Origin of the sequence: Pseudomonas sp. s4 (genome assembly GCF_046764235.1) — a bacterium.
GTDB lineage: Bacteria > Pseudomonadota > Gammaproteobacteria > Pseudomonadales > Pseudomonadaceae > Aquipseudomonas > Aquipseudomonas asiatica.
On sequence record NZ_CP177209.1, the window covers coordinates 4,753,823 to 4,780,007 of the forward strand.

27 protein-coding genes are annotated in these 26,185 nt (G+C 63.7%); 11 read left to right on the forward strand and 16 right to left on the reverse strand.

Annotated elements, in window-relative coordinates; translation table 11 throughout:
- The first annotated feature begins 29 nt into the window (after positions 1 to 29).
- Positions 30 to 1,682, forward strand: a complete 1,653-nt coding sequence (locus tag ACK56M_RS21970) for a cyclic peptide export ABC transporter (protein ID WP_015271335.1) — start codon at positions 30 to 32, stop codon at positions 1,680 to 1,682.
- Between the two features lie 247 nt (positions 1,683 to 1,929).
- Entirely contained in the window at positions 1,930 to 2,994 is a 1,065-nt protein-coding gene (locus ACK56M_RS21975) for an ATP-binding protein (protein WP_411959048.1), read from the forward strand.
- 136 nt (positions 2,995 to 3,130) lie between these two features.
- Here the strand turns inward: ACK56M_RS21975 and ACK56M_RS21980 are convergent, their stop codons facing one another.
- The 3 genes from ACK56M_RS21980 to cysK form a co-directional block, all read right to left on the reverse strand.
- Entirely contained in the window at positions 3,131 to 4,066 is a 936-nt protein-coding gene (locus ACK56M_RS21980) for an aspartyl/asparaginyl beta-hydroxylase domain-containing protein (RefSeq protein ID WP_015271337.1), read from the reverse strand.
- Positions 4,067 to 4,325: 259 nt separating this feature from the next.
- The gene (locus ACK56M_RS21985) at positions 4,326 to 5,297 is read right to left on the reverse strand and encodes an IS110 family transposase (RefSeq protein ID WP_411959049.1); all 972 of its coding nucleotides are present in this window, start codon (positions 5,295 to 5,297) and stop codon (positions 4,326 to 4,328) included.
- A 281-nt stretch (positions 5,298 to 5,578) separates the two neighbouring features.
- Positions 5,579 to 6,553: a cysteine synthase A gene (gene cysK / locus ACK56M_RS21990; RefSeq protein ID WP_013973746.1), complete on the reverse strand. Its 975-nt coding sequence runs from the start codon at positions 6,551 to 6,553 to the stop codon at positions 5,579 to 5,581.
- A gap of 134 nt (positions 6,554 to 6,687) precedes the next feature.
- On the opposite strand from cysK, the gene ACK56M_RS21995 reads away from it, so the two are divergent.
- From ACK56M_RS21995 to ACK56M_RS22005, 3 genes are all read left to right on the forward strand, one after another.
- A complete protein-coding gene (locus tag ACK56M_RS21995) occupies positions 6,688 to 7,761 on the forward strand; it encodes a DUF748 domain-containing protein (protein ID WP_411959050.1) in 1,074 nt (357 codons plus the stop codon).
- Positions 7,762 to 7,989: 228 nt separating this feature from the next.
- Entirely contained in the window at positions 7,990 to 8,835 is an 846-nt protein-coding gene (locus ACK56M_RS22000; protein WP_015271339.1) for an AAA family ATPase, read from the forward strand.
- A gap of 13 nt (positions 8,836 to 8,848) precedes the next feature.
- On the forward strand, positions 8,849 to 10,027 hold the full coding sequence (locus tag ACK56M_RS22005; protein ID WP_013973749.1) for a vWA domain-containing protein: 1,179 nt from the start codon (positions 8,849 to 8,851) through the stop codon (positions 10,025 to 10,027).
- A gap of 114 nt (positions 10,028 to 10,141) precedes the next feature.
- Here ACK56M_RS22005 and ACK56M_RS22010 read toward each other — a convergent pair whose 3' ends face one another.
- From ACK56M_RS22010 to ACK56M_RS22025, 4 genes are read right to left on the reverse strand one after another with little or no spacing between them, the layout of a single operon-like run.
- Positions 10,142 to 11,059, reverse strand: a complete 918-nt coding sequence (locus ACK56M_RS22010) for a biotin-dependent carboxyltransferase family protein (protein WP_015271340.1) — start codon at positions 11,057 to 11,059, stop codon at positions 10,142 to 10,144.
- A complete protein-coding gene (pxpB, locus tag ACK56M_RS22015) occupies positions 11,056 to 11,742 on the reverse strand; it encodes a 5-oxoprolinase subunit PxpB (RefSeq protein WP_309669316.1) in 687 nt (228 codons plus the stop codon). Before pxpB ends, ACK56M_RS22010 begins: the two co-directional genes overlap by 4 nt.
- On the reverse strand, positions 11,739 to 12,518 hold the full coding sequence (locus ACK56M_RS22020) for a 5-oxoprolinase subunit PxpA (protein ID WP_411959051.1): 780 nt from the start codon (positions 12,516 to 12,518) through the stop codon (positions 11,739 to 11,741). The genes pxpB and ACK56M_RS22020 overlap by 4 nt, the downstream gene beginning before the upstream one ends.
- A gap of 9 nt (positions 12,519 to 12,527) precedes the next feature.
- Positions 12,528 to 13,814, reverse strand: coding sequence for an MFS transporter (locus ACK56M_RS22025; protein WP_013973753.1), 1,287 nt, complete (start codon positions 13,812 to 13,814; stop codon positions 12,528 to 12,530).
- A 128-nt stretch (positions 13,815 to 13,942) separates the two neighbouring features.
- On the opposite strand from ACK56M_RS22025, the gene ACK56M_RS22030 reads away from it, so the two are divergent.
- Positions 13,943 to 14,854 carry a LysR family transcriptional regulator gene (locus tag ACK56M_RS22030; protein ID WP_217191238.1) on the forward strand — a complete coding sequence of 304 codons (912 nt, stop codon included), beginning with the start codon at positions 13,943 to 13,945 and terminating at the stop codon, positions 14,852 to 14,854.
- Between the two features lie 134 nt (positions 14,855 to 14,988).
- Here ACK56M_RS22030 and ACK56M_RS22035 read toward each other — a convergent pair whose 3' ends face one another.
- Genes ACK56M_RS22035 through ACK56M_RS22045 form a run of 3 tightly spaced genes read right to left on the reverse strand, consistent with a single transcriptional unit; the run spans position 14,989 to position 16,814 of the window.
- Positions 14,989 to 15,510: a DUF2937 family protein gene (locus tag ACK56M_RS22035; RefSeq protein ID WP_023661383.1), complete on the reverse strand. Its 522-nt coding sequence runs from the start codon at positions 15,508 to 15,510 to the stop codon at positions 14,989 to 14,991.
- 9 nt (positions 15,511 to 15,519) lie between these two features.
- Positions 15,520 to 16,293, reverse strand: a complete 774-nt coding sequence (locus ACK56M_RS22040) for a class II glutamine amidotransferase (protein WP_013973756.1) — start codon at positions 16,291 to 16,293, stop codon at positions 15,520 to 15,522.
- A gap of 14 nt (positions 16,294 to 16,307) precedes the next feature.
- Positions 16,308 to 16,814 (reverse strand): hypothetical protein, encoded by a 507-nt coding sequence (locus ACK56M_RS22045; RefSeq protein ID WP_015271345.1) that lies wholly within the window; start codon positions 16,812 to 16,814, stop codon positions 16,308 to 16,310.
- 137 nt (positions 16,815 to 16,951) lie between these two features.
- Between ACK56M_RS22045 and ACK56M_RS22050 the strand changes: the two genes are divergently transcribed.
- Positions 16,952 to 18,994, forward strand: coding sequence for a S9 family peptidase (locus tag ACK56M_RS22050; protein ID WP_191472235.1), 2,043 nt, complete (start codon positions 16,952 to 16,954; stop codon positions 18,992 to 18,994).
- A 194-nt stretch (positions 18,995 to 19,188) separates the two neighbouring features.
- On the opposite strand, the gene ACK56M_RS22055 is transcribed toward ACK56M_RS22050, so the two are convergent.
- The gene (locus ACK56M_RS22055) at positions 19,189 to 19,467 is read right to left on the reverse strand and encodes a hypothetical protein (RefSeq protein WP_015271347.1); all 279 of its coding nucleotides are present in this window, start codon (positions 19,465 to 19,467) and stop codon (positions 19,189 to 19,191) included.
- A gap of 131 nt (positions 19,468 to 19,598) precedes the next feature.
- Between ACK56M_RS22055 and ACK56M_RS22060 the strand changes: the two genes are divergently transcribed.
- The 3 genes from ACK56M_RS22060 to ACK56M_RS22070 all read left to right on the forward strand — a co-directional run bounded on the left by ACK56M_RS22060 (position 19,599) and on the right by ACK56M_RS22070 (position 20,918).
- Positions 19,599 to 19,970, forward strand: coding sequence for a YajD family HNH nuclease (locus tag ACK56M_RS22060; RefSeq protein WP_003259546.1), 372 nt, complete (start codon positions 19,599 to 19,601; stop codon positions 19,968 to 19,970).
- A gap of 73 nt (positions 19,971 to 20,043) precedes the next feature.
- Complete coding sequence (locus ACK56M_RS22065) at positions 20,044 to 20,514, forward strand: RNA methyltransferase (RefSeq protein WP_015271348.1); 471 nt, start codon at positions 20,044 to 20,046, stop codon at positions 20,512 to 20,514.
- A 62-nt stretch (positions 20,515 to 20,576) separates the two neighbouring features.
- Positions 20,577 to 20,918, forward strand: a complete 342-nt coding sequence (locus ACK56M_RS22070) for a DUF2892 domain-containing protein (RefSeq protein ID WP_015271349.1) — start codon at positions 20,577 to 20,579, stop codon at positions 20,916 to 20,918.
- A gap of 159 nt (positions 20,919 to 21,077) precedes the next feature.
- Here the strand turns inward: ACK56M_RS22070 and ACK56M_RS22075 are convergent, their stop codons facing one another.
- Both ACK56M_RS22075 and ACK56M_RS22080 read right to left on the reverse strand, forming a co-directional pair.
- Positions 21,078 to 22,286 (reverse strand): hypothetical protein, encoded by a 1,209-nt coding sequence (locus ACK56M_RS22075; protein WP_015271350.1) that lies wholly within the window; start codon positions 22,284 to 22,286, stop codon positions 21,078 to 21,080.
- A gap of 41 nt (positions 22,287 to 22,327) precedes the next feature.
- Positions 22,328 to 22,777 (reverse strand): YcgN family cysteine cluster protein, encoded by a 450-nt coding sequence (locus tag ACK56M_RS22080; RefSeq protein ID WP_015271351.1) that lies wholly within the window; start codon positions 22,775 to 22,777, stop codon positions 22,328 to 22,330.
- 144 nt (positions 22,778 to 22,921) lie between these two features.
- Here ACK56M_RS22080 and ACK56M_RS22085 point away from each other — a divergent pair, with 144 nt between their 5' ends.
- On the forward strand, positions 22,922 to 23,515 hold the full coding sequence (locus ACK56M_RS22085) for a nitroreductase family protein (protein WP_015271352.1): 594 nt from the start codon (positions 22,922 to 22,924) through the stop codon (positions 23,513 to 23,515).
- A gap of 131 nt (positions 23,516 to 23,646) precedes the next feature.
- Here ACK56M_RS22085 and ACK56M_RS22090 read toward each other — a convergent pair whose 3' ends face one another.
- Genes ACK56M_RS22090 through rnd form a run of 3 tightly spaced genes read right to left on the reverse strand, consistent with a single transcriptional unit; the run spans position 23,647 to position 26,005 of the window.
- Positions 23,647 to 24,579, reverse strand: coding sequence for a D-2-hydroxyacid dehydrogenase (locus tag ACK56M_RS22090; RefSeq protein ID WP_100413335.1), 933 nt, complete (start codon positions 24,577 to 24,579; stop codon positions 23,647 to 23,649).
- A 2-nt stretch (positions 24,580 to 24,581) separates the two neighbouring features.
- Entirely contained in the window at positions 24,582 to 24,875 is a 294-nt protein-coding gene (locus ACK56M_RS22095; protein ID WP_015271354.1) for a YcgL domain-containing protein, read from the reverse strand.
- Positions 24,872 to 26,005: a ribonuclease D gene (rnd, locus tag ACK56M_RS22100; RefSeq protein WP_013973768.1), complete on the reverse strand. Its 1,134-nt coding sequence runs from the start codon at positions 26,003 to 26,005 to the stop codon at positions 24,872 to 24,874. The genes ACK56M_RS22095 and rnd overlap by 4 nt, the downstream gene beginning before the upstream one ends.
- Positions 26,006 to 26,185 lie beyond the last annotated feature (180 nt).

A 26,185-nucleotide genomic window follows, 5' to 3' on the forward strand; every position in this document is an offset into this window, starting at 1 on the left:
CGCCCACCTCACCAGCGAGATCACGCTTCATGAAAACCTCCTCCCCCGGGGCCATCCGCGAATTGCTGGGCCTGCTGAAACCCTACCGCCCGGCGGTAATCGTCTCGGTGCTGCTGGGCATGCTCGGCGGTCTGGCCGTGACCGCCCTGCTGGCCACCGTCAACCAGGGCCTGCATGCCGCTGGCGGCATGAGCCAGGGCGTGATCCTGGCCTTCGCCGGCCTGTGCGTGCTGGCCTTGGTCAGCAGCGTGGCGGCCGACAGCGGTACCAACTACGTTGGGCAGAAAGTCATCGCCAGGCTGCGCAAGGACCTCGGCGCCAAGGTGCTGTCAGCGCCGATCGAGCAGATCGAGCGCTACCGCACCCATCGCCTGATCCCGGTGCTGACCCGCGACGTCGACACCATCAGCGACTTTGCCTTCGCCTTCGCCCCGCTGGCCATCTCGCTCACCACCGTGACTGGCTGCATGGCCTACCTGGCCTGGCTGTCGTGGCCGATCTTCCTCATCACCCTGGCGGCCATCGGCATTGGCAGTGGCATCCAGTACGTGGCCAGGCAGAAAGGCGTGGCCGGCTTCAACGCCGCCCGCGATGCCGAAGACAACCTGCAGAAGCACTACTCGGCCATCGCCGAGGGCGCCAAGGAGCTGCGCATCGACCGCCGCCGCCGCCACGCCATGCTGACCCGTAACATCCAGGGCACCGCCGACTTCATCGCCAACACCCATATCCGCGCCATCAACATCTTCGTCGCGGCCAAGAGCCTGGGGTCGATGCTGTTCTTCGTGGTCATCGGCCTGACCCTGGCCCTGCAATCGCTATGGCCGAGCAACGACCCGGCGGTGATGAGCGGCTTCGTGCTGGTGCTGCTGTACATGAAAGGCCCGCTGGAAACCTTGATCGGCAACCTGCCGATCCTCGGCCGCGCCCAGGTGGCGTTCCGCCGCATTGCCGACCTGTCCGAGCGCTTCTCCTCGCCCGAGCCGCACCTGCTGCTGGAGCCGCCGGTCAAGCGCACCGCCCCGGCCAGCGCGCACCTGGAACTGCACAACGTCGAGTACGCCTACCCGCCGGTGGACGGCAACGAGCCGTTCCGCGTGGGGCCGGTGAACCTGAGCATCGAACCGGGCGAGATCCTGTTCATCGTCGGCGAGAACGGCTGCGGCAAGACTTCGCTGATCAAGCTGCTGCTCGGCCTATACACCCCGCAACGCGGCGAAGTGCGCCTGAACGGCAAGGCCGTCGGCCCGGAGGGGCTGGATGACTATCGCCAGCTGTTCACCACGGTGTTCGCCGACTACTACCTGTTCGACGACCTGCCCGAGCATGAACACAGCCTGCCCAGTGATGCCACGCGCTACCTCGAGCGGCTGGAGATCGCCCACAAGGTGAGCGTACGCGACGGTGCCTTTACCACCACCGACCTGTCGACCGGCCAGCGCAAGCGCCTGGCACTGGTCAATGCCTGGCTGGACGGGCGACCGGTGCTGGTGTTCGACGAATGGGCGGCGGACCAGGACCCGACCTTCCGCCGGGTGTTCTACACCGAGCTGCTGCCGGACCTGAAGCGTTTGGGCAAGACCATCATCGTGATTTCGCATGATGACCGGTATTTCGATACGGCGGACAAGGTGGTGCACCTTAGCCGGGGGAAAGTGGTGGAGGCGTTGGAGCCGGCTTGAGGCAGCAAAGGGGGGCTGCGCGCCCCTCATCCACCACAATCTATAATCGTTCTATAGTCTGTCTATAATTCCCTATAAACACCGCGCCTCTCAGATCTATAATGCCTCTATAATCCATCTATAATCGACTATAAATTGAAACGGAGGGGCCGAGATGCCTGAAACTGTCTATCACCGCCCGGCGCTTGCGTCCCGCCTGTCGAAATTGATCCTGCAAGTCGCCGTGGGCAGCGCAGCAAGCTCTGGTGTGTTTCTCGCTGCGCCACGACGTACCGGGAAATCCACCTTTGCCCGCGAAGACCTGCGCCCGGCCCTCGAAACAGCCGGGGCCATTGTGCTGTATGCCGATCTGTGGAAAGACCTGACCAAGGATCCCGGGCAAGTCATCGTAGAAGCGGTGCGTGAGGCGGTCGGGCGTAACGAAGGCTTCATCACGCGGCTGGCAAAGTCATCTGGCATGGAGAAGGTCACTGTCGGCGGCCTGAATTTCAGCGTGGACAAGATCGGGCTGGGGCAAGATGTCGACCTGACCACCGCCCTGGCGGCGCTCTCCGATGAGTCCCGCAAGATCATCGTGCTGATCATCGACGAAGCACAGCATGCAATCACGACCGAGCAAGGAATAGCGGCGCTGTTCGCCCTCAAGGCAGCCAGAGACGAACTCAACAGTTCGAAGCACCATGGCTTGCGCATCGTCTGCACCGGTTCAAACCGGGACAAGCTGGCCATGCTGCGCAGCAGCAAGGACCAGGCGTTCTTCGGCGCCTCCATGGTGCAGTTCCCGACCCTGGACCAGGACTTCATCGACTGGCTGTGCGCCAATATCGACCTGCCATGCGCACTCGATTCAACGGAGGTGTTTCAGCTCTTCAAGGAAAGCGGCTATCGCCCAGAGCTATTGGGTGCGGCCGCGGATGAAATCCGCTTCGACTTCGGCATTGAACCCGAGGCCATTCCGGCACGGTTCAGAGAGCTTGTCCAGGCACAAGCCAATGACTTGAACGCAAACCTGAAAAAGGTGATCCACAGCCTCACGCCTATCCAGGCTGCGGTTCTACGTGTCATGTGCGCAAAGGGGAACGACTACGCGCCGTTCGAGGCCCCGACCCTGGCACTGTACGCCAAAGCGATGGAACAGGCTGGCGTGGATGCGAGCGAAGTGAAGGCCGAGGTACCGGGGGTGCAGCAAGCGCTTATCGCCTTGCAGGACAAGAACCTGGTGTGGAAAGCATCGCGGGGGGTGTACGCGGTAGATGAACAGGTGATAGTCGATATCGTGCGAGCGGACGGTTTGCTGGAAGGTCTTGCCTGAGTGGTTTTCTGATAGGACGCCGGGGGCGCTTTGCGCCCCTATCGCGACACAAGGCCGCTCCTACAGGAGTACGCAATCACCTGTAGGAGCGGCCTTGTGTCGCGATGGGCTGCAAGGCAGCCCCAACAGGCAGAAATCAGAACAACCAGTGATACAACAGGTACACCACCACCGCCGCCAGCACCGGCCGCAGCACGCGGTAGGCCTTGGGGTTGGCGCGCTTGAACTGCTTGACCTGGCTACTGATCCGGTTGCTGAAGCGCTTGCTCCAGGCGTAGGCCTGGTTGATCCCGCCCACACGCTCGTCGTCGGTGTTCTGCGGCGCGGTGGCACGGCCGAGGAAGGCGCTGACCTGGCGGTTGATGCGGGTCATCAGTGGGCTGCTCAGCGGGCGTTCGATGTCGCAGAACAGGATCACCCGGGTAACGTCGGTCTCGTTCTTGACCCAGTGCACGTAGGTTTCATCGAACATCACGTCCTCACCGTCACGCCAGGCATATTCCTCGCCATCGACGTAGATGCGGCAAGCATCGGAGTTGGGGGTGGACAGGCCCAGGTGGTAGCGCAGGGAACCGGCGAACGGGTCGCGGTGCGGGTTCAGGTGGCTGCCGCCGGGCAACAGGGCGAACATCGCGCCCTTGACGTTGGGGATGCTGCTGACCAACTCGACAGTGCGCGGGCACAGGGTTTCGGCAGAAGGCAACGGTTTGTCGTACCACTTCAGGTAAAAGCGCTTCCAGCCTTTCTTGAAGAACGAACCGAAGCCTGCGTCGTTATCCTTCTCGGCGGCGCGGATGTAACCTTCGTCGAACAGGCGCATGGCCTCTTCGCGGATTTCCTGCCAGTTGTCCTTCAGCACATCCAGCTCGGGGAAGCGCTGGCGGTCCAGGTAGGGCTTGGACGGTACGCCGGAAAACAGGTACATCAGGCTGTTATAAGGGGCGAACAGCGCCGAATGGTTGACGAACTGGCGCAACACCGGCAAGCGAGCCTTGCCGCGCAGGTGCACGAACAGCACGCTGCCAAAAAACACCAGCAAGACACCCGCCTTGGCTGCAAAGGAAAAGGTCATGCTTTCACTCCTTGAGGAAGAAACAGGGCTGCGCGCCCTGCACTCCGATAAATCATCCTGCCATCATAAACTGATGCCGCCAGGGTAAAAACAGCCCGGGCAGCAACTCAATCATGAAGATTTTGCAATAAACCACGCTGGCGAGCATTGCTGCGGGTCAGCAGCAGGGCATGAAACCTGGGGGCGCCTTGCGCCCCGTTCGCGACACAAGGCCGCTCCTACAACAGGTCGCATTCCCTTGTAGATACCGTCTTGACCCTCACCCTGCAAGAGGGATTTTGGGGTCAAACGGTATCCCCGACTTCACCACCCCATAAACCAGGTGCAGCAGCTTGCGCATCGCCGCGCAAACGATCTGTTTATAGGCTTTGTGTCGGCTGTTCAACCGCTCTGCCAGTGCCTTCACGACAGGGTTGTACCTGATCGAGACAGTGCCTGACATCCACAAGCCCGCCCGCAGCCTTGAGGCGCCTGTACGCGAGATAGTGCTCTGACCTATGAACTCTCCCGATTGCTGCACTACCGGGTTCAGGCCTGAGAACGCGACGATCGCAGAAGAGCTTTGGTATTTCAGTGGATCGCCCAGTTCGGCGAGCAGCAACGTAGCAGTGGTGTCACCCAAACCATCTATCGAAGTAATCAGATCACGTCGCTTGCGCAGGTCTGGATCATCATCGATCGTCTGTTCGATGGCCTTCCTGGTCTTTTCCAGTTCTTCGGTGATGTGCCCGATGACGTCTTGAATCGACTGCTGCACCGCATCCTGTGCGACATCCAAACGATTCTGCTCCATCTGGCGCATTTCCTTGAGGTCGTCCAGTCGCCGCACCAGAGCACGCAAACGGCGCTGTGCAGGTGGCTCCGGCTCCCACTGGCGAAGCGAGGCCGCCTTCTGCTGGCCATAAGCAGCAATGACTTTGGCGTCAGCTTTATCGGTTTTGACGCGCCGAAGCTCCACGTCAGCGAATTTCGCGATCACCGCCGGGTTCAGAATACACACCCGATAACCTTGGTTGTGACAGTGCTCGGCTAACGCTTCGTGATAGGTGCCTGTGGCCTCCATAACGATCCAGGCGCCTGGTTCGGCATGGCGCTCAAGCCAATCGCTGAACTGCTTGAACCCTCCAGGATCATTGGACAGCTTGGCTTTGGTGCGCGTCTTGCCGTTGGGAAGTGGGGTGGCAATGTCGAAAGATTTTTTGGCGACATCAACGCCAACAAAGGCGGACATGATCTTCTCCTTCAAACTACGAAAGTCGATCACCCTACACTCAGTTCAACCTTGTTAATGCGTGCTCACGCCGGGGGCGGGCACTAGATACCGTTCGAACTCGTCGAGTGGGGTTGAAAGGCCAGAGCGTTATCTACAGTGCGGGCTCGATGCCCTTGGAGCGGCTCCGCTTCAAGACCTTCCCTCGATGATCAGTCGAGAACTTTCGCCTCTTGGGAGGCGAAAGTCGAGATACAAGGAGCGGCCTTGTGTCGCGATGGGCTGCAAAGCAGCCCCACACCTTACTGCTGGTTTTCCTGCTCGCTGAACATGTCGCTGAACAGCATGCTCGACAGGTAGCGCTCGCCGGAGTCCGGCAGAATCACGACGATGGTCTTGCCCTGCATTTCCGGCTTTTCGGCCAGGCGCACGGCCGCTGCCATCGCCGCACCACAGGAAATGCCACAGAGGATGCCCTCTTCCTGCATCAGGCGGATGGCCATGGCCTTGGACTCTTCGTCGGTCACCGTTTCCACCTGGTCGACGATCGACAGGTCGAGGTTCTTCGGCACGAAGCCGGCGCCGATGCCCTGGATCTTGTGCGGGCTGGGCTTGAGCTCTTCGCCGGCCAGAGTCTGGCTGATAAGCGGCGAGGCCACTGGCTCCACTGCCACCGACAGGATCGCCTTGCCCTGCGTATGCTTGATGTAGCGCGAAACACCGGTGATGGTGCCGCCGGTGCCGACCCCTGCCACCAGCACGTCGACCGCGCCGTCGGTGTCGTTCCAGATTTCCGGGCCGGTGGTTTTTTCGTGGATCGCCGGGTTGGCCGGGTTTTCGAACTGGCCCGGCAGGAAGTACTGGGCCGGGTCTGAGGCGACGATTTCGTTGGCCTTCTCGATGGCGCCCTTCATGCCCTTGGCCGGGTCGGTCAGCACCAGCTCGGCGCCCAGAGCCTTCAGCACCTTGCGGCGCTCCAGGCTCATGGATGCGGGCATGGTCAGCATCAGTTTGTAGCCACGGGCTGCGGCGACGAAGGCCAGGCCGATGCCGGTGTTGCCCGAGGTCGGTTCGACGATGGTCATGCCCGGCTTGAGCTTGCCGCTGCTTTCGGCGTCCCAGACCATGTTCGCGCCGATGCGGCATTTGACCGAATAGCCCGGGTTACGCCCTTCGATCTTGGCCAGGATGGTCACGCCGCGCGGGGCAATGCGGTTGATCTGCACCAGCGGCGTGTTACCGATGGAATGGGCGTTGTCTGCAAAGATACGGCTCATGGCAGGAGTCCTTGGCATGAAAAAAAGCAGGGAAAGACCTCAAGGGTAAGCCCGCACCGGTGGCCCGTAAAGCCTGTTCGAACTCACGCGGACTCGTTGCGGTCAACCGCATATCCTGCGTTGGAGACACTTCGATGAGAGCCCGTTATCGCTGGCCGTTGATCGGCCTGGCCAGCCTGATCGTGCTGTTGCTGGCGCTGCACCTGGCCCTGCCCTATCTGGTGCGCGACTACCTCAATGACAAACTGGCCGACATGGGCGACTACCGTGGCCAGGTGGCCGATGTGGACCTGGCCTGGTGGCGCGGTGCATACCAGATCAACGGGCTGAAGATCGTCAAGACCACCGGCAAGGTGCCGGTACCGTTTCTCGATGCACCGCTGATCGACCTGTCGGTGAGCTGGCACGCCCTTTGGAACGACCGCGCAGTGGTTGCCGAAGTCATATTCGACCGGCCGGAACTCAACTTCGTCGATGGCGGCAACAAACAGAACTCGCAGACCGGTCAGGGCACCGACTGGCGCCAGCAACTGGAAAAACTGCTGCCGATCACCCTGAACGAGGTTCGCATCGACAACGGCGTGCTGACTTTCCGCAACTTCAACTCCAAACCACCAGTCAACCTCAAGGCCACTCAGCTCGATGCCAGTATTCGCAACCTCACCAATATTCGTGACGAAAAGGGCCGACGTGATGCCAGCTTTGATGGCACGGCGCTGATCGTAGGCGACGCCAAGGTGGAAAGTCGCGCTACCTTCGACCCGTTCAGCGATTTCGACGACTTCGAGTTCCGCCTGCGCGCCACGGGTATCGAGCTGCGCAAGCTCAATGACTTCGCCAGCGCCTACGGCAAGTTCGATTTCAATGCCGGGCACGGCGATGTGGTGATAGAGGCCGAGGCGACCAACGGGCGATTGAACGGGTACATCAAGCCACTGTTGCGGGATGTGGATGTGTTCGACTGGCAGCAGGATGTGCAGGAGAAGGACAAAGGCTTCTTCCGCTCGGTCTGGGAAGCGCTGGTAGGTGCGACCGAGACGGTATTGAAGAACCAGCCGAAGAACCAGTTCGCGACCCGGGTAGAGCTCAGCGGCAGCGTGCACAAACAGGATATCAGCGCCTTCGAGGCGTTTCTGCAGATACTGCGCAACGGGTTCATCGAGGCGTTCAATGCGCGGTATGAGCGTGATGCGCCGGATTCCGACTAGGATCGAGTGACGGGGCATTCAGGGACTGAATACCTGGTCTGCGTTTCCAGTCGGCGAACCCCGCGTTATAGTCGGTGACAAATCAAAATATGTGCTGCCTGTTCCGGCCCTATCGCCGGCAAGCCAGCTCCCACATGATCCCCACAGTTCTCAAGACCTGTGCTGTACCTGTGGGAGCTGGCTTGCCGGCGATAGGGCCAGAGCAAGCTACCCTCAGAGGACAGACCCATGAAGTTCGAAGGCACCCGCGACTACGTCGCCACAGACGACCTGAAACTGGCGGTAAACGCGGCCATCACCCTCGAACGCCCCTTGCTGGTCAAGGGCGAACCCGGCACCGGCAAGACCATGCTTGCCGAGCAGTTGGCGGCCTCGTTCGGTGCGCGCCTGATCACCTGGCACATCAAGTCCACCACCAAGGCCCACCAGGGCCTCTACGAGTACGACGCGGTCAGCCGCCTGCGGGACTCGCAGCTGGGCGTGGACAAGGTCCACGATGTGCGCAATTACCTGAAGAAGGGCAAGTTGTGGGAGGCCTTCGAGGCCGAGGAACGGGTCATTCTGCTGATCGACGAAATCGACAAGGCCGACATCGAGTTCCCCAACGACCTGTTGCAAGAGCTCGACAAGATGGAGTTCTACGTCTACGAAATCGACGAGACCATCAAGGCCAGACAGCGCCCGATCATCATCATCACCTCCAACAACGAAAAGGAGCTGCCGGACGCATTCCTGCGCCGCTGCTTCTTCCACTACATCGCCTTCCCCGACCGCGCCACCCTGCAGCAGATCGTCGACGTGCACTACCCGAACATCAGCCAGTCGCTGGTCAGCGAGGCGCTGGACGTGTTCTTCGACGTGCGCAAGGTACCAGGCCTGAAGAAAAAGCCGTCCACCTCCGAACTGGTCGATTGGCTCAAGCTGCTGATGGCCGACAACATCGGTGAAGCGGTGCTGCGCGAACGCGACCCGACCAAGGCCATTCCACCGCTGGCCGGCGCGCTGGTGAAGAACGAGCAGGACGTACAACTGCTCGAGCGCCTGGCCTTCATGAGCCGGCGCGGCAACCGCTGACAGGAGCCGGGCCATGCTGCTCAACCTGTTCAATGAAATGCGCGCGGCCAAGGTGCCGGTGTCGGTACGCGAACTGCTCGACCTGCACCAGGCCCTGCAAAAGCGCGTGGTGTTCGCCGACATGGACGAGTTCTACTACCTCGCCCGCGCCATCCTGGTGAAGGACGAGCGCCACTTCGACAAGTTCGACCGCGCCTTCGCCGCCTACTTCAAGGGCCTGGAGAACCTCGACCGGCACATCGAAGCGTTGATCCCCGAAGACTGGCTGCGCAAGGAATTCGAGCGTTCGCTGACCGACGAGGAACGCGCGCAGATCCAGTCGCTGGGTGGCCTGGACAAGCTGATCGAGGAGTTCAAGAAGCGCCTCGAAGAGCAGAAGGAGCGTCACGCCGGCGGCAACAAGTGGATCGGCACCGGCGGCACCAGCCCCTTCGGCTCCGGTGGCTTCAACCCCGAGGGCATCCGCGTGGGCGAGGCCGGCAAACGCCAGGGCAAGGCGGTGAAGGTTTGGGACCAGCGCGAATACAAGAACCTGGACGACCAGGTGGAGCTGGGCACGCGCAACATCAAGCTGGCTTTGCGCCGGCTGCGCAAGTTCGCCCGTGAAGGCGCCGCCGAAGAGCTGGACATCGACGGCACCATCGACCACACCGCGCGGGATGCCGGGCTGCTGAACATCCAGATGCGCCCCGAGCGGCGCAACACGGTGAAGCTGCTGTTGCTGTTCGACATCGGTGGCTCGATGGACGCCCACGTCAAGGTCTGCGAAGAACTGTTCTCGGCGTGCAAGACCGAGTTCAAGCACCTGGAGTACTACTACTTCCACAACTTCGTGTACGAGTCGGTGTGGAAAAACAACCTGCGCCGCACCTCGGAGCGCTATTCCACTTTCGACCTGCTGCACAAGTACGGCGATGACTACAAGGTTGTGTTCGTTGGCGATGCGGCCATGGCGCCCTACGAGATTACCCAGCCGGGTGGCAGCGTGGAGCACTGGAACGAAGAGGCCGGTTATGTGTGGATGCAGCGTTTCATGGAAAAATTCAGGAAGATCATCTGGATCAACCCATACCCGAAGCAGGCCTGGGACTACACCGCATCGACCCACCTGGTGCGGGACTTGATCGAGGACAAGATGTACCCGCTGACCTTGCAGGGGTTGGAGGAAGGGATGCGTTACTTGTCCAAGTGATTTTGCCAGTGCCGGCTCTTTCGCGGGTAAACCCGCTCCTACAGGTCCCGCACAGGCCTCCCGGCTTGCGCCGTACCTGTAGGAGCGGGTTTACCCGCGAAGAGGCCGGCTGCCTTATCGCCAACGGTCCAGGTAAGCCTGCTGCTCCCGCCACGCCTCATCCTGCACCACCGCCCGGAACCGCACCACCGCGCCCGGCATGCACTGCGCCAGTTGCGCCAGCGCCAGCGGCGTCAATGCCCCCAGCCGCGGATAACCGCCAATGGTCTGCCGGTCATTGAGCAACACGATCGGCTGCCCATCCGGCGGCACCTGCACCGCCCCCAGCGGAATCCCCTCGGAAATCATCGGCGCGCCCTGGTAGACCAGCTGCGGCCCCAGCAGGCGGATGCCCATGCGGTCGGCACGGCTGTCCAGCGTCCACTCGCGGTTGAACGCCTCGAACAGGCTGGTACCGCTGAAGTCACCGATCTGTGCGCCGATCACCAGGTCAAGCACAGGCTTTTGTGGGTACTGTGGCCGCAGCGCTTCGGGTACCTCCCGCAGGGTCGGCGAAGTGCCTGAGAATGCCAGAACGTGGCCTTTGCCAAGCGCAGAACCCTGACCATCGATACCGCCAAGTTCTTCCCGCACAACGGTGGCACAACTGCCCAGCACATCCTCGCCGAGGAACCCGCCAGGCGCCGCCAGATACGCTCGTACGCCCTGCTTCGGCTGCTTCAGGGTCAACCGCTGGCCCTTGACCAACGCAAAGCTGCGCCAGGGCGCCAGCGGCTGATCATCGACACGCGCATCCAGGTCGGCACCGGCCAGGGCCAGCACACAATCCTGCTCGGCGACCACACAGAAACCACCTAGCGCCACCTCGACCACCGGCGCCGCCAACGGGTTGCCCAGCAGCCAGTTGGCCCAGTGCATCGCCACCCAGTCCAGCGCCCCGCCCTGGGTCACGCCCAGGTGGCGTACGCCGAAGCGCCCGGCATCCTGCAACTGGCACAGCGGCGTACTGGCCTCGATCTTCAACTGCTTCATGCTTGTGCCTCCACATCACCGCCCAACGCCACGAACTCGCTGCGCGAAACCGGCACGAAGCGCACCCGGTCACCGGGTTGCAACAGGCTGTAGCCCTCCCGTTCACGGTCGAACAGGCGCACCGGGGTACGCCCGATCAGGTTCCAGCCCCCCGGCGATACCGCCGGATAGGCCGCCGTCTGGCGCTCGGCAATGCCGACGCTGCCGGCCGCCACGCGCTTGCGCGGGGTGCTCAGGCGCGGGCTGGCCAGGCGTTCGTCCACCAGGCCCATGAAGCCGAAACCGGGGGCGAAACCCAGGGCGAACACCGGGTACTCGCGCTCGCTGTGCAAGCGGACCACCTCTGCTTCACTCAAGCCACTGCGGGCCGCCAACACCGGCAGCTCCGGGCCGACGCTGGCGTCGTACCACACCGGGATCTCATGGCGGCGGCCACCGCTGCCCGTGTCTGGCTGCAAGCCCTCCAGCGCACGGATGATCAGTGCCCTCGCCTCACCCGGTGGCAGGTCGAACTGCACCATCAGCGTGGTGTAGGACGGCACCAGGTCCAGCAAGTGCTTGCCGAACGTCGCGTGCAAGCGCTGGCTGGCGGCAAGCATCCACGGCATGTTGCCCTCGTCGATACCATCGAACAGGCGCACCATCAGGCTGTCGATGGCCACGACTTCAATACGGGGTTTCATCGCGACTCCAGGGCATCGAGAGCCTGGCGAATCTGCCGCACAGCCGCCACCGAACTGTCGTTGTCACCGTGTACGCACAGGGTACTGGCTGCAAGCCTCAGTGCACTGCCATCGTCCGCGACGAGCGTATCGCCGCGGGCCAGGCGCACGGCCTGCTCCACCACCAGCGCCGGGTCGTGGTGCACAGCGCCGGGCAGGCGACGCGACACCAGATGGCCGCTGGCGGTGTAGGCGCGATCGGCGAATGCTTCGAACCACAGCGGCACGCCAATCTCATCACCCAGGGCCTGGGCGGCGCGGTTGTCGGCGGTGGCCATCAGCATCAGCGGCAGGTCTGCGCCATAGGCCGCCACAGCCTCCAGTACGGTTCGCAGCTTGAGCGGGTCGGCCATCATGTCGTTGTACAGCGCACCATGGGGTTTCACGTAGGCCACGCGGCCGCCCAACACTTTGCAGATGCCGTCCAGCGCACCGATCTGGTAGTGCAGCAGGTCGCGGATTTCCTCCGGGCTGCAGGCCATGGAGCGGCGGCCGAAGCCGACCAGGTCCGGGTAGGCCGGGTGCGCGCCGATGGTCACCCCGTGCTCCAGCGCCAGGGCCACGGTGCGGCGCATGATGCCGGGGTCGCCGGCGTGGTAGCCGCAGGCGATGTTGGCGCAATCGATGTAGGGCATGACGTCGGCATCCAGGCCCATGCGCCAGCTGCCGAAACTCTCGCCCATGTCGCAATTGAGTAGCAGGCGTTCCACTGCACGGCCTCCGTTGTCGTTGTTCATATGCCTACCTTAACGCGCCTGCAGCTGTTTGCCGCGGGTTTCCGGCAGGCTCAGCGCCGCCACGATCACCACCCCGTAGGACACGGCGGAGAACACGCCGATACCCAGGCCCAGCGGTACTTTCTGGCCGAGCACGCCGATCAGCAGCGGGAACAGTGCCGCGATGACCTTGCCGATGTTGTAGCAGAAGCCCTGCCCCGAACCACGGATACGCGTGGGGAACAGTTCGGTGAGGAACGCGCCCATGCCGCTGAAGATACCCGAGGCGAAGAAGCCCAGCGGGAAGCCCAGCCACAGCATCACGCCGTCGCTGACCTGCATTTGCGTGTACAGCAGTACGATGACGAACGAGCCCACGGCGAACAGGATGAAGTTTTTCTTGCGCCCCAGCAGGTCGGACAGGTACGCACTGACCACATAGCCGACATATGAGCCGACGATCACCATGGCCAGATAGCCACCGGTACCCAGCACGCTCAGGCCGCGCTCGTTCTTGAGGAAGGTCGGCAGCCACGAGGTAATGGCGTAGTAGCCGCCCAGTGCGCCGGTGGTCAGCAGGGAAGCCCGCACGGTGGTCCAGAGCATCCCCGGGGCAAAGATTTCGTAGAACTGCGCAGGTGCCTCGGCGTTTTCCACCGCCTTGGCCTCGCGATATACCTCGGGGTCCTTGACCAGGCGGCGGACGAAGATCACGAAGATCGCCGGTACCAGGCCCAGCAGGAACAGCGCGCGCCAGGCCTGCTCTGCCGGCAGCCAGGAGAACAGCAGCGCGTAGAGGATGGCGGTGAGGCCCCAGCCAAGCGCCCAGCCGGACTGCACCATGCCCACCGCCTTGCCACGGTCCTGGGCGCGGATCACCTCGCCGATCAGCACCGCGCCGGCGGTCCACTCACCGCCAAAGCCGAAGCCCATCAGGGTACGGGCGATCAGCAATTGTTCGTAGTTCTGGGCGAAGCCGCAGAGGAAGGTGAAGAAGGCAAACCACAGCACCGTCAGTTGCAGGGTGCGCACGCGGCCAATGCGGTCGGAGAGAATGCCGGCCACCCAGCCACCCACGGCCGAGGCGATCAAGGTACTGGTGTGGATCAACCCGGCTTCGGTGGTGGTGATGCCCCACAGCATGATCAGCGTGGGGATGACGAAGCTGAGCATCTGCGTGTCCATGCCGTCCAGGCCATAGCCGATCTTGCAGCTCCAGAAGGTGCGGCGCTGCTGTGAGTCGATGTCGCGATACCAGGCGAAAGGCCCGGACGAAGATGGGGAACTGACCTGCTGCTGCACGCCGGTGGGGTTCATGCTTGCCTCGGCTTGTTGGTATTGTTTTATGGGCGACAATGAGTCGCGGCCTGGCTGCCATTGTTCAGAGGCCGCGCCACCTGCGTCCAACGAGAAAAACCGCCGGTCTGGAACAAGAAAAACTGATCATGAACCTTCGCTTCCTCGAAACCTTCGTCTGGGTCGCCCGGCTCAAGAGCTTCCGCCTGACCGCGGAAAAGCTGTTCACTACCCAGGCCTCGGTTTCCAGCCGCATCGCCGCGTTGGAGGCCGACCTTGGCGTGAAGCTGCTGTTGCGCGACTCACGTGGCGTCAGCCTGACCCCGGAAGGCGGCAAGGTGCTGGAATATGCCGAGCGCATGCTGGAAACCGCCAAGGCCATGAAGCAGTCGCTGGACAGCGACCGGGCCAAGGTCGGGCGCATCCGTATCGGGGTGATGGACACGGTGATCCACACCTGGATGAGCGCACTGGTGGCGGAGCTGACCGAGCGTTACCCGCAGGTGGAGATCGAACTGGTGGCGGACACTGCGCTGAACCTTCGCGAGCAATTGCAGAAGGGCTTTCTCGACGTGATCCTGCAGACCGACCTGCTGCGCGAGCAATCGATCCGCAGCCTGGACCTGGCGCGCTACCCCATGGGTTGGGTGGTGGCCGCCGGCTCGCACCAGCACCGCGACTATGCTTCGCTGGCCGAGCTTGGGCGGGAACGCATCATCACCTTCTCGAAGAACTCGCGGCCGCACCAGGAAGTGCTGAGCCTGCTGCAGGGCGCGGGGGCCGAAACGCCACGGCTGAACTGCGTGAACTCGGTGGCGGCGATTACCCGGCTGTTGCGTGACGGTTTTGGCATTGGTGCGTTGCCGCCGGCGCTGGTGGATGCCGAGTTGAGCCGGGGTGAGCTGGTATTGCTGCAGGGGCTGCAACCGCCGCCGAGCCTGGAGCTGGTAGTGGCCTGGCAGACCGGGGTGGCCTTGGTGGATGAAGTGGTCGGGGTTTGCCGGCAGGTGCTGGAGAGGTATGCGCGGGATGTGGGTGAGCAGCGGATTGTGTTGGTCTGACTGATTGGCTTTGTCTGTGCTGGCCTCTTCGCGGGCTTGCCCGCTCCCACAGGTACTGCACGGCTCTCAAGGCCTGTGATGATCATGTGGGAGCGGGCAAGCCCGCGAAAGGGCCGGCACAGGCACTGCAAAAATCAGCGCCAGCTCTCTTTCACCGCCCCACGCCGCCCGCCCAGGATCACCCAGCCAATCGCCAGCAACAGGCTCTCGATCACGAATGCCAGCACAAACCCTGCACCAAGCCCCCAGCCAACCGCCTCGGGCACCAGCAGGATCTGGTAGCTGTAGCCATTGAGGGTTTCTTCACGCAACTGCGGGTCGGCCTGCACCAGCACGTGCCAGGTACGTTGCGCCCATGGCGCTTGCAGCGCCTGCCATTCGTTTTCCAGCAGTTCGTTGCGGATCATCAGGCTTTCGATGCTGTTGGCATCACTGTTGAACACTGGGTCGTCGCTGCTGCGATAATGTCGCAGCAGCGCCTGCAGGTCACCATTGAAGAAGCGTTCGGCGGTCTGCCGGAAGCCGTCGAGCGCCTCGCGTGATTCGAACAGGTGCGCCTCGACCCGCTGGCTGTAGTCCTTCACCAGCCCCGGGACCTGGATACCGGCCAGCAGGCCGAAGGTGAACAGCAGCAACCGCAGGTAACTTCTGAACATGCCGCGTCCTTAGCTCTGGCCGTGCGCCACGCACTCGCCGTGCCGCCACAGGGCCCACTGACCCGGCTCGTAGCGCTGCCAGGTCTCGTTCTCGGTCAAGGCCTCGGTGGCGATCACCGTGACCACGTCGTTAGGGGTGGTTTCGGTGTGAAAATCGACGATCAGGTCGACATCCTTCAACCGTGCCGCACCAAAGGGTGCACGCCGGGTAATGTGCACCAGCTTGGTCGAACAGAAGCAGAACAGCCAGTCGCCGTCGCTGAGCATGCAGTTGAACACGCCTTGGCCGCGGTAGCCGGCACAGGCTTCGACCAGCACCGGCAGCAGCTGTTCCACCGGAACGGGCTCGGGGAAGGCGCTGCGGATGCGGTTGAGCAGGTCGCAGAAGGCCGCCTCGCTGTCGGTATCGCCCACCGGCCGGTAGAAACTGGCCTGGCCCTTGAAGTCGCCCAGCTGGCCATTGTGCGCGAAGCACCAGTTGCGGCCCCACATCTCTCGCACGAACGGGTGGGTGTTGGACAGGCATACCTTGCCGACGTTGGCCTGGCGTATGTGGCCAATGACCACTTCGCTCTTGATCGGGTAACGCTGCACCAGGTTGGCCACTTCCGACTCGCTGCTGGCAGCCGGGTCCTGGAAAAGGCGCAGGCCACGGCCTTCGTAGAAGCCGATGCCCCAGCCGTCACGGTGCGGGCCGGTACGACCGCCGCGCTGCATCAGGCCGGTGAAGCTGAAGACGATATCGGTGGGGACGTTGGCACTCATGCCCAGCAGTTCGCACATAGGCGTGTCTCCGCTTACAGACGGGGCTCGACCCGGCCGCTGCCGCGGGAGACGGCTGGGGCGACAGGGGGTGGCGCATCACGGTAACGGTCGCGGCGCTCTGCGGCCAGCGGGGCCTGGGCGCCGAGCTGGTCATCTTCGGCAGCCTGGCGCTGGGCAGCGGCCTCGGCCTGCGCGCGGCGCTCGCGGGCGCGTTTCTCCAGCGGAAAGCGCAGCAGCACGAAGAGGAAATACAGGGAAAACGCGCCCATGCCGTACATGGCGAAGTCGGAAACCGCGCGCCAGGCGTTGTTGCCGACCTTGAAGGCGACGTCGAGGGCGGTGATGGCAATCGCCGGGGCGAAGCTGTCCTTGACCGGGTCGACGATGGTCGGGGTCAGCAGCAGCACCGCCAGCACCACCCGCAGCGGTTCGCGCAGCCAGCGCCACATCCAGCCGGTGAGCTTGAAGCCCACCATCAGGCAGCCCAGGGCGGCAACGGCGTAAAGGCCCCAGGCGAGGGTGTAGTCGTTCTCGGTCATGGTGTTCGTGCAAGCCAGGCAAAGAGATGCCTATGATAAACACTTTTCCGGGCGCAGACAGTGTTTGCCTGTACCGGCCTCTTCGCGGGCTGCCCGCGAAGAGGCCGGTACAGGCACCCCCAATCAAGAGATCCTCAATGCCAACCAAGCCCCAACCCCCGATTGCCCGCCAGGCCCAGGCCGCCGACCCGTACGCCTGGCTGCAACAGCGTGACACCCCCGAGGTGCTTGCCTACCTGCAGGCCGAAAACGCCTACCAGGAAGCCTGCCTGGCCGACCAGGCGCCGCTGCGCGAACAACTGTTCGAAGAGATCAAGGGCCGCATCCTGGAAACCGACCTGTCGCTGCCGGCGCCCTGGGGCCCCTACCTGTACTACACCCGTACCACCGCGGGCGACGAGTACCCGCGCCACTACCGCTGCCCGCGCCCGGCCGACGACTCCAACACGGTCGATGAAAGCCAGGAGCAACTGCTGCTCGACCCCAACGCCCTGGCCAATGGCGGTTTCCTGTCCCTCGGCGCGTTCAACGTCAGCCCCGACCACCGCCTGCTGGCCTACAGCCTGGACACCAGTGGCGACGAAATCTTCACCCTGTACGTGAAGGACCTGGCCAGTGGCAGCGTCACCACTCTGCCCTTCGACGACTGCGACGGCAGCCTGACCTGGGCCAACGACAGCCAGACGCTGTTCTTCGCCGAACTGGACGAGACCCACCGCCCGTGGCGCCTGCGTCGCCACACCCTGGGCAACGACGGCGCGCAGACCGTGTTCGAGGAGCCCGACGGGCGCTTCTTCCTGCACTGCTACCGCACCAGCTCCGAACGCCAGCTGGTGCTGCTGCTCAACAGCAAGACCACCAGCGAAGCCTGGGTGCTGGATGCAGAGACACCGCAGGCTCCGTTCACCTGCCTGGCGCCACGCGTAGAGGGCCACGAGTACTTCCCCGACCACGGCCAGCTCGACGGCCAGTGGCGCTGGTTCATCCGCACCAACCAGGACGGCATCAACTTCGCCCTGTACCACGCCCCGGTCGCACCAGTGCCCAGCCGTGAGCAATGGCAGGTACTGGTAGCGCACCGCGACGCGATCATGCTCGAAGGCCTCAGCCTGAATGCCGGCGCGCTGACCCTGAGCCTGCGCGAAGGCGGCCTGCCGATCATCGAGGTACGCCCGCAGGGCCTGGCCCCCTACCGCGTCGAACTGCCCGACGCGGCCTACAGCCTGTACGTGCAGGACAGCCTGGAATTCGCCAGCCCACGCTTGCGCCTGCGCTACGAAGCACTCAACCGCCCGGCCCAGGTACGCCAGCTGGAGCTGGCCAGCGGTGCCCAGGCGGTGCTCAAGCAAACCCCGGTGCTGGGGCCGTTCGATGCCGACGACTATGTCAGCGAGCGCCTGTGGGCTACCGCAGCGGACGGCACCCGGGTGCCGATCAGCCTGGTGCGCCGCCGCCAGGACCTGGGCCGGACCGTGCCGCTGTACCTGTATGGCTACGGCGCCTATGGCGAAAGCCTTGACCCGTGGTTCTCGCACGCGCGCCTGAGCCTGCTGGAGCGCGGCGTGGCCTTTGCCATCGCCCATGTGCGTGGTGGTGGCGAACTGGGCGAAGCCTGGTACCGCGCCGGCAAGCAGGAGCACAAGCACAACACCTTCAGCGACTTCATCGCCTGTGCCGAGCACCTGATCGCCGAGGGTGTTACGGCTGCCGACCGCCTGGCCATCAGTGGCGGCAGCGCCGGTGGCCTGCTGATGGGCGCGGTGCTCAACCTGCGCCCCGAGCTGTTCCGCTGTGCGATTGCCGAAGTGCCGTTCGTCGACGTGCTCAACACCATGCTCGACCCCGAGCTGCCGCTGACCGTGACCGAGTACGACGAATGGGGCAACCCTGAGGAGCCGGAGGTGTATGAGCGGATCAAGGCCTATGCACCGTACGAGAACGTGAAGGAACAGGCCTACCCGGCGATGCTGGTGGTGGCGGGCTACAACGACAGCCGCGTGCAGTACTGGGAAGCGGCCAAGTGGGTGGCGCGGCTGCGCACGCGCAAGACCGACGACAACCTGCTGCTGCTCAAGACCGAGATGGGGGCTGGGCATGGCGGGATGAGCGGGCGGTATCAGGGGCTCAAGGATGTGGCCCTTGAGTACGCGTTCGTCTTCGGCGAGCTAGGTATCGTTTGAGAAAGCTGGGGGCGCTTTGCGCCCCTTTCGCGACACAAGGCCGCTCCTACAGGTACCGTGCATGCCCTGAATCCTGCGCGATCCCTGTAGGAGCGGGTTTACCCGCGAACACGGGCGAAGCCCGTGCCATCCACCGCGGCGCCTGCTTCGCGGGTAAACCCGCTCCCACAGAAAACCGGGGCAGCCGGCTGAATTCAATCATCCTGCACCGCCGGCTTCGGCGGGTCTTGGCGCAACCCCGGCAATGGCTGGTCCTTCGGTGGCCCGGGCACCGGCATCGGCGGTAACAGTGGCGCCCCCGGCTGGCTGTCATAGGCCTTGGGCGGCGTACTCGGGGTAATCTGCGGATATGGCGTAGGCGTAGGCGTACCCGGTGCACCGGGCACCGGCGTGCTCAACCGGGGTGGCGTGCTGGCAGCTTCGGCCATGGGCAGGCCGGCCAACAACAGCACAACGAGGATCGCGCGAAACATCAGCAACCTCCTGTCGGGAACCTTCCTACAGGCTACGCCTAAATCAAAGCTTTCGCCTGTCCGCCTGCCCCGCAAGCGCGCTAGACTCAGTGCATAACCGTCATTTGCCTGATCAGAACAAAGGAAACACCATGAGCTCCACCTCTTCCGCCGCCGCCACCGCGCGCCTGGACCGCATCCTGGCCGATGCCAAGCGCGACAAGGAAATGGGCTACCGCGACAAGGCCCTGAAAATGTACCCGCACGTCTGCGGCCGCTGCGCCCGCGAGTTCTCCGGCAAGCGCCTGAGCGAGCTGACCGTGCACCACCGCGACCACAACCACGACAACAACCCGCAGGACGGCTCCAACTGGGAGTTACTGTGCCTGTACTGCCACGACAACGAGCACTCGCGCTATACCGACCAGCAGTACTTCAGCGAAGGCTCCACCAGCACCCCGAGCATCGCCAAGGCCACCCACAACCCGTTCGCCGGGCTGGCGGGCATGCTGAAGAAAGACTGACCATCGATTCACCACCCCGCTGCTACCGGGCAGCCCGTATAATCGCGCTTTTTTTCGCGAAGGGCCCCGGTACGTGGCAAACAAACGATACAGCTGCATTGGCCTGTTCAACCCCAAGTCGGCAGAAAACGTCGGCTCGGTGATGCGCGCCGCGGGTTGCTACGGTGTCAATTCGGTGTTCTACACCGGCAAACGCTACGAGCGTGCGCGTGACTTCGTCACCGACACCAAGCGCGTGCACTACGACATCCCGCTGATCGGCATCGATGACCTGCAGCGCATCATCCCGCTGGGCTGCACGCCGGTGGCCGTGGAGTTGGTGGAGGGCGCGCGGCCATTGCCGGAATACACCCACCCGGACCGGGCCATCTACATCTTCGGGCCGGAAGACGGCAGCCTCAGTGCCGATGTGCGGGCATGGTGCGAAGAGACCATCTACATTCCGACTGAGGGCTGCATGAACCTCGCAGCGACGGTGAATGTGGTCCTGTATGACCGCATGGCCAAGGGGCTGAATACCCGTTCGGGGCCCAGGTTCAAATAGCCGACTGAACGATGGCGGCGGCCAACAGGTCACCTGCATACACTTCAGACGGAGACCTTGCCATGCTTGATATCCATTCGGCAGCGACATCGCAAGACAAGAACGTTCATGGCCTGGAGCGCGCCAGCTCGCTGGCTGGCGGCGCGTTGATGGTCAGCAAGGGGCTACGCCACGGCGGCCTGGTCGGGTTGTTGCAGATCGCAGTTGGCGGCCTGGCACTGGCTCGGGGCTTCAGCGGGCATTGTGCGACCAAGGCCTGGTGGCAGCGGCACCGGCAGGAGTATCACCGCTTGCGTTCGGACATCGAGCGCAGTGCTGCGGAACTGGAGGCGTTGAAGGCCAGTGCCGAGGCGGCGACGCGGGGGGTGACGGTAACCGGGAAGGATCCGTTGGCTGGCAGTTGAGTTTTGCACTGCCTGTGCCGGCCCTTTCGCGGGCACGCCCGCTCCCACAGGGACCTCATGGCTGTCGGAACATCACTGGCCTGTGCCGACCTCTTCGAAACTTGCGCGGCACCTGTGGGGGCGTGCCCGCGAAAGAGTCAGCACTGGCAATAGAGAGGCCTAGCGCAACGCCTTGCTCTGCAACACCTCGGAGCGCCGCCCCAGCACGTTCTCGCTGATCTGCACGAAGTCTTCGGTGCTGACGCTGGGCAGGCGCATCAACCCGCGTGCCACATCGTCCAGCGAGCGTTTGGCCTGAGTGTGGATGCGGATTTCCTTGTCCAGCGCTTGCAACAGCATCACCCCGCGCGCCACCTGCGCCGGGGTGGCATGCTCGCCCTTGAGCCGGGTGACCTTGGCGCCCTGCTTACTCAGGCGCGCCTGCCAAGCCTCGTAACGGTCGTCACTCACCCCGCCCGCGCGGCGCAGCAACTCGCTGGCATAGTAGTCGTTCAGGCTTTCCACCAGCCAGTCACTGCCATCACGCCCATGGATCTGCGCAAACAGTTGCACCACTTCGCGCAGCAACGGGCTGCTGCCATTCTCGCTGACCATCGGCCGGGCACTGTGCAGGTACAACGAGCCCTGCGCGGCGGTCGCCCCACGCCACATGCCGTCGCGAGCGCCGACCAACAGCAGCTTCGGCGGGTTGCGCGGGAAAACCGCCTGCAATTGCGGCCAGACAAAGGTCAGCATGGTCAGGTTGTCCATGCGCCGCATACCCTGCCCCACCGGTGCGGCCACGGTGACCTCGGTTTCGCCCAGGCGGGCGCGGCGGCTGCCCAGGTCGCCAGCGAGCATCCAGCCTGTGGGGCGGTCGAACAGGCGCGAAACGTTGTCGATGCGGAACTTGTCCTTGCCGATGCGCGGCCAGGAGGTCTCAATGCTCTTCCAGCCCTCCGGCAGGTCGAACGCCAGCCGCGCCACCAGTTCGGTGCCATCCTGCTGGTCGAGGCGCGCAGGCGGCACCAGCTGGTCGCCCAGGAACAGCGCCCAGTGCGGGGTGATGCGCGATGAATAGGCGCCGCTGCCGCGTTTCTGGTCCAGCTGCACGCGGTAGCTGAGGCTGGTCTTGCCGGCCGCCGGTTGCCACACGCCGCGCTGGCCCTGCAACTGCCATTGGCCATCAGCCTGGAAGCCGCTGTAGGCCCCGGCCTTGCCCAGGTCGAAATCCAGACTGCGCACGGCACTGCCTTCGGCCAAGGTTAGGCGGACCTCCGCCTGGCCACTGGCTGGCAACAGGCGCACCTGATAGTCGAGGTCGACCTTTTTCGCCCAGGCCGGCGAACTGGCCATCAGGCCCAACAGCAACAACAGCTGGCAACGCATACAGAAACTCCTTGTTTCCCCGTGGCAGCGGGCCGCGCCGGTCAGCTGGCGCGGAAGATCAGGTGGTCTTCCCAGTCGTCTTCGTGCACATCGTGTTCACTGAGCATGCGCCCCGACTGGGAAATGCGCTGTTCATGGACCTGCTGGCGATCACCGCAGACCAGGTGGTGCCAGGCCGGCAGGTCCTTGCCCTCACTGACCAGGCGGTAGCCGCAGGTACTCGGCAGCCACTTGAACTGGTCGGCCTTGCCCGGGGTGAGCTGGATGCAGTCAGGTACCTGGGCGAAGCGGTTGGGGTAATCGCTGCACTGACAGGTGTGAAGATCCAGCAGTTTGCAGGCGATACGCGTGTAATAGACGCTGTTGTCGTCCTCGTCCTCGAGCTTTTGCAGGCAGCACAGGCCGCAACCATCACACAGCGACTCCCACTCTTGCGGGCTGAGTTGCTCGAGGGTCTTGCGCTGCCAGAACGGCGCGTTTTCAGCGATCATGACACGGGTTTCCTGCATTCATCTTGGGGCCACGGCGCGCGGCGGCGCCAGTCTAGAGCCTGGCCTTCGGCAAAGCCAGACCGCTTGTCAGTCGCGACGCGACGCAGTAGCGTGCGCGTTTACCGCCCTTTTGCAGGAGCCGCCATGAGCGCCAACCCCCGCATTGCCGATTACGCCATCAACGAGCAGTTCATCAACCGCTGGTCGCCACGTGCCTTCACCGCCGAGCCGATCAGCGAAGAAACCTTGCTGAGCTTCCTCGAAGCTGCACGCTGGGCGCCGTCGGCGAACAACTCGCAACCTTGGCGCTTCCTCTATGCCCGCCGTGACACGCCGAACTGGGAGCGTTACCTGAACCTGCTGGTGCCGGCCAACCGCAGCTGGGCGCAACAGGCATCGGCGCTGGTGCTGGTGATTTCCAAGACCACCTACGCCGCCCCGGGCGCCACGGAAGAAAGACCGGCGCTGTGGCACACCTTCGACACCGGCTCCGCCTGGGGGCACCTGGCCCTGCAAGCCAGCATCAGCGGCTGGCATACCCATGGCATGGCCGGTTTCGACCAGGAGCTGGCGCGTCAGGAGTTGAAGGTTCCTGAAGGCTACGTGCTGCATGCCATGGTGGCAATCGGCAAGCTGGGCGACAAGGCCAGCCTGAACGAAGCGCTGCAGGCGCGTGAAGTCCCGAGCCCGCGCAAGCCACTGAGCGAGCTGGCTGCCGAGGGTGATTTCAGCCTGTAAGCCTTGCATTGGCTGTACTGGCCTTTTCGCGGGCTCGCCCGCTCCCACAGGTACAACACACCCTTCGAGGGCGGCGCAATACCTGTGGGAGCGGGCAAGCCCGCGAAGAGGCCGGTACAGGCATTACAAAATCAATAGCCCCGGGCGAAGTCCACTTCACCTCGCAACCCCTGCCCCGCCGCATACGCCCGCACATTCTCGACAAACAACCGCACCATCGCCGCCGGCGAGGTGGGTGCCGAGCTGTGCCCGGTCAGCAGCAAGCCCCACGCCGTCCAGAACGGGTGTTGCCTGGGCAACGGCTCCTGCCGGCAGACATCGATCACCGCCCCCGCCAGGTGCCCTTCCTTCAGTGCCTCGACCAGGTCAGCGTCGACCACCGCAGCGCCGCGCCCGGCATTGATGAACAGCGCCGTGGGCTGGAAGCGCTTGAACAGTGCCGCATCATACAGGTCGTGGGTTGCCGGGGTATCCGGCAGCAGGTTGAGTACGTAATCGACCTGACCCACCAGGCGCGGCAGGTCGGCCAGCGCCGCTACCTCGACGAACGGCGCCTGCTCGCGGGCGCTGCTGGCAACGCCATACAGCACCACGCCAAACGCCTGCAGGAACTCGGCCACCCGCTGGCCAATGTCGCCAGTGCCGACGATCAGCACCTTGCGCCCTTCCAGGGTCCGCCCCGGGCGGTCGTCCCAACGACGCTCGACCTGGCTGACCAGCCGCGACAGCACCTCGCGCTCATGGCCGAGCATGTAGGTGAGCATGTACTCGGCCATCACCTGGCCAAAGATGCCCACGGCGCGGGTCAGGCGATAGTCGCGCGGCAGGCCCTCGGCCAGCAGCGGGGTGATACCGGCCCAGGTGGACTGCATCCAGCCCGGCTTGTGGCCTTGGCGCAACAGGCTTGCCAGCAGGTCCGGCTGGCCCAGCCACACCGGGCACTGTGGCGCCTGGCGTGCCAGTTCGGCGGAGTCGCCGCTGGTCAGGACTTCCAGCTCAGGCGCGGCTGCACGCAAAATCTCGGCGTATCGAGCATGATCATGCTCAGCAATCAGTACTCGCATGATCAGGCAGGGTCGTTACGGCGCAGCAACTCTTCGGGCAGGTGCTCGATGTAGTCGTCTTCCGGCGGCGGCATCTGCAGGTGGTAACCCTGGTTGTCGAGGTTTTCCAGCACCTTGGCGATGTCCTCGCGGGCCAGCTTGCGCTCGGGAGTCAGCACCAGGTCGAAGGCGTGCACGGGGGTGCCGAAGAACGGCAGCAGGCCTTCGGGCACGCGCTCCAGGCCGTCGGCCTTGAGCACGTACAGGTACATTTCGTTCTTGCGGGGGCTCTTGTAGATAGAGCAAATGCGTTTCATCGGGTCTCTCCGGCGCCTGCGAGGCTGTCCAGCAGGGCCTGGCCCATGCGCTCACGGCGCCAGCCGCGCAGCGAATCGGGCAATTGATAGGGGCCATTGGGGTAGCCGCTCTTGAGCAGCGCTTCCAGGGCTTTTTTGCGCAGCATCAGCTCGGGGGCAATGCCCAGGCGCTCACCTTCGGCCTGGCCGATGGCACGCAGCTGCTTGAGGATACCTGCGGCCTCGATCGGCAAGGGCTCGGGCAAGGCCTGTGGCCATTGCTCGGCTGGCAGGCTGGCGGCACGCTTGATCAGCTGGATGAGGAACTCACCGTCCTGACGAATGGTGCGCGGATGCATCTCGTCGATCTTGGCCAGCGCCGACAGGTTGCTCGGCTGGCTCTTGGCCATGGGCCACAGCGAGTGCTCCTTGAGGATGCGATTGCGCGGTACGTCGCGGTTGCGCGCTTCACGCTCGCGCCAGGCACACAGCTCACGCAGCACTGCCAGTTGCTGGGGGGCCAGCTTCCAGGCCAGCTTGACGTCGCGGTACAGGCTTTCGGGCTCGACTTCGCGGCGCAATGCGGCCACCAGCTCGGCGCCGTCCTCCAGCACCCAGGCGTACTTGTCGTCACTCAGGCGCGGGCGCAACACGGTGAACAGCTCGGCCAAGTGCACGGCATCCTCGGCGGCATAGCTGACCTGGGTTTCCGAGAGCGGACGCTGCAGCCAGTCGGAGCGGGTTTCGCCCTTGGGCAAGTCAATACCCAGCACATCCTGCACCAGGCGCGAATAACCCATGGAGAACCCCAGGTTCAGATAACCGGCCGCCAGTTGGGTGTCGAACAGCGGCTGTGGCAGCTTGCCGGTCAGGCGCAACAGCACTTCGAGGTCTTCGCTGCAGGCGTGCAGTACCTTGACCACACCGCTGTCATCCAGCAGTTCGGCCAGGGGTTGCCAGTTGCCGATCAGCAACGGGTCGATCAGGAAGGCACGCTGGCCATCGCCGATCTGGATCAGCCCGGCTTTCGGGTAGAAGGTGTCGACCCGCATGAATTCGGTATCGACGGCGACAAAGGGCAGCTGGTGCCAGTCGCGGCAGTGTTCGGCCAGGCTCTGGTCGTCACGGATCCAGTGTATTTCGATGGCCACGAGGCTCTCCCACTAACATTGGCGCGCAGTATATACGGCGCGGGCACTGCTGGTGAAACCTGCGCCATCCCTGGAATAGATAAACGGTGCTGCACCGGCGCCTTTTTGTAGGAGCAGCCTTGTGCTGCGAAAGAGCCGGTGCACTGATCATGGTGCTGTATTGGCTGTACCGGCCCCTTC